This window comes from Oricola sp., from assembly GCF_022763245.1.
Lineage (GTDB): Bacteria > Pseudomonadota > Alphaproteobacteria > Rhizobiales > Rhizobiaceae > Oricola.
This window is the reverse complement of the sequence record NZ_JALEGV010000017.1, coordinates 1-2989: the sequence shown is the minus strand read 5'-3', so window position 1 is coordinate 2989 and position 2989 is coordinate 1. Positions and strand designations below refer to the sequence as shown.

At 66.7% G+C, this 2989-nt stretch carries 2 protein-coding genes; both read right to left on the bottom strand.

The window, feature by feature from the left end:
• Window positions 1-131: 131 nt before the first annotated feature.
• Window positions 132-1751 (bottom strand): GMC family oxidoreductase N-terminal domain-containing protein, encoded by a 1620-nt coding sequence (locus MRY80_RS10005; RefSeq protein ID WP_293290581.1) that lies wholly within the window; start codon window positions 1749-1751, stop codon window positions 132-134.
• A 111-nt stretch (window positions 1752-1862) separates the two neighbouring features.
• The coding region (locus tag MRY80_RS10000; RefSeq protein WP_293290579.1) for a calcium-binding protein at window positions 1863-2989 on the bottom strand (1127 nt) is incomplete at its 5' end.

The following is a 2989-nucleotide window of genomic DNA, read 5'->3' as shown; positions in this document are numbered from 1 at the left end:
GCCGTATCCTCCTCCCACGGACGTTCGAGATTTCGAATGAGAAGGCTATCCTCCTCCCAGCCTTCCCATGACCAGGACCGGGCCGCTATCCTCCTCCCAGCGCGCCCGGTCTTTTCTTTTCCCGCACAGCTTCAGCTTTTTGCATCCGCCTGGATCATGTCGGCCGCCTTTTCGGCGATCATGATGGTCGGTGCGTTGGTGTTGCCGCCGACGAGCGTCGGCATGACGGAGGCATCGACCACCCGCAACCCGTCCAGTCCGCGCACCCGCAACCGGGGATCGACGACAGCCTGATCATCGACACCCATGCGGCAGGTTCCTGACGGATGGTAGACGGTGTCGGCGCGGTCGCGGATGTGGCGCATCAGCACCGCGTCGTCGGTCACGCCGTCCAGATGGAACTCGCGGCGCCGATAGGGCGCCAGCGCCGGCGCCTGCATGATGCGCCGCGTCATCTTCACGCCCTCCAGCAAGAGATCGGCGTCGCGCTGATCCTCCAGGAAACGCGGATCGATCAGCGGCGCTGCCGTCGGATTGGGCCCCGCAAGCCGGACAGTGCCGCGCGAAAAGGGGCGCAGCACGCAGACATGGCAGGAATAGCCGAAACCCCAATGCAGCCTGCGCGCATGATCGTCGACGACAGCCGCCACGAAATGCAATTGCAGGTCCGGCCGCGCCAGCGCCGGATCGGACTTGACGAAAGCGCCGCCCTCCGCGCCCGGCGAGGCGAACAGGCCGGTCCGGTCACGCCGCCAGCGTCGAAACTCACGCAGCATGTTCAGGGCACCGGTCGGGGCCAGGCCCAGCACTTCGGTGTCTCCCGTCCTCCAGGACAGGACGAAGTCGATGTGATCCTGCAGGTTGCGGCCGACGCCCGGAAGCTCATGGCGCGGCTCGACACCGTTGTCTCGCAGCTCCGCCGCCGGCCCTATCCCGGACAGGAGAAGAAGCTGCGGTGAGTTGAAGGCTCCGCCGCAGAGGATCACCTCGCGCCGCGCCTTGACCGTCTCCTCGTGCCCACCGCGCCGGCACATAAGCCCGACGGCTTTCCGTCCCTCGAACATGATCCGTGTTGCCTGCGTGTGGGTGCGGACGCTCAGATTGGGCCGGTTCATGACAGGGTGCAGAAAGGCGGCAGCGGCGGAGCATCGCTCGCCTTCCCGGCCGCTATCGTGGAACTGGGTGACCTGGTAGAGCCCCGCGCCTTCCTGCCGCGGGCCGTTGAAATCGTCGTTGACCGGAACTTGCGTCTGCGCGCAGGCCTCGACGAAGGCTCGGGTGACCGCGCGCGGCGTGCGCTGTTCGCTGACCTGGAGCGGGCCGGCGTCGCCATGCCAGGCGTCAGCGCCACGGATGTTGTTCTCCGCACGCTTGAAGAGCGGCAGGACCTCCTCGAAGCCCCAACCGACACAGCCCGCGGCAACCCAGTCGTCATAGTCGCCCGGATGGCCGCGCGTGTAGAGCATCGCGTTGATCGCGCTGGATCCGCCGAGCGCCCGGCCGCGCGGCTGATAGCCCCGCCGCCCGTTCAGGCCCGGCTGCGGGACGGTTTCATAGGCCCAGTTGTTGATGCGGCCGTAACCCGGCAGCATCACGACGGTGGCAAGCGGCGTGCGAACCAGCGCGCCCCTGCCCTCGCCGCCGGCCTCGACAAGGCAGACGGTCACGTCCGGATCCTCCGACAGACGCGCCGCCAGGACCGATCCGGCAGACCCGCCGCCGGCGATCACGTAATCGAACTCCTCCGCCATCAGCGCCCCTCCACCACGCAAAGGAGAGACTACGCGCAATCGCCGGACCGGCAAGCGGCACGAAGAAGGAATTCACCGACCGACGGCAGAGCAGAGCCGGTCGGTCCATCATCACACGAACACGAAATCCGACTGTTCGATCTCGCCCGTCGAGCCGAGGACGAGGATCGCGTTGCCGTCGAACTCGATGCGGGTCATTCCGCCATTGTCGGTGATCGTCAGGTCCGAGAATTCGTCGACAGCCGCATAGCCGGAGAAGTCGATCTTGTCGGAGCCGTCTTCCCAGTCGGCGATATAGTCGAGGCCGCTGCCGGCATTGAAGACGAAGGTGTCCGCATCCGCACCGCCGAAAAGCGAATCCGTTCCGGCCCCGCCTTCGATGATGTCGGCGCCGGCCTGGCCCGCAATCACGTCATTGCCGTCGCCGCCCGTCAGGGTGTCCGTGCCCCCGCCGCCGGCAAGCGTGATGTTCGCAGTCACGCCGGTCGCGTCGAGAACGTCATTGCCGTCATTGCCGTTGACCCGCTCGACATCGGTTCCGGCCAGCGAGAAGACGAAGCTTCCGGTGTCCTGGATGAAGATCCGGTCGTAGCCCTCGCCGCCGTCGAAGGAGGCATCGCCGGAATCGGCGAAGAAGCGATCATCGCCCTTGCCGCCGATGAAGTTGTCCGACCCGCCATCGCCGAACAGGAAGTCGCCACCATCTCCACCGTCCAGCGTGTCATCGTCGTCGCCGCCGGAGATCTGGTCGACCGCCGAACCGCCGGTGAGCGTGTCATTGCCGCCAAGACCGCTGATGACAAGCGAGGTGGTGACGCCGGTGCCGTCGAAGGTGTCGTCACCGCTGCCGCCGATAACACGCTCGATATTGGTGCCGGCGAGCGCGACATTCACGCCGTTGGTGTCGGCGACGATGATGCGGTCGTAACCGCCGCCGCCGTCGAACGAGGTGTCGAGCGCGTCGATGTAGAAATCGTCCGCGCCGGTGCCGCCGACGAAGCTGTCGGCGCCGCTGTTGCCCTGAAGCTGGTCGTTGCCCCAGCCGCCGATGAGCGTGTCGTTGCCGAGTCCGCCCCGCAGCACGTTGCCGCTGCCGCCGACCGCGCTCAGCGTGTCGTCGCCGCCGAGCCCTTCAAGCAGATTGGCCGAGCCGTTGCCGGAGATGACGTCGGCGCCCGAACCGCCCTTCACATTCTCGATATTGGCGATGGTGTCGCTGTCGATCTCGCTGCCCGAGG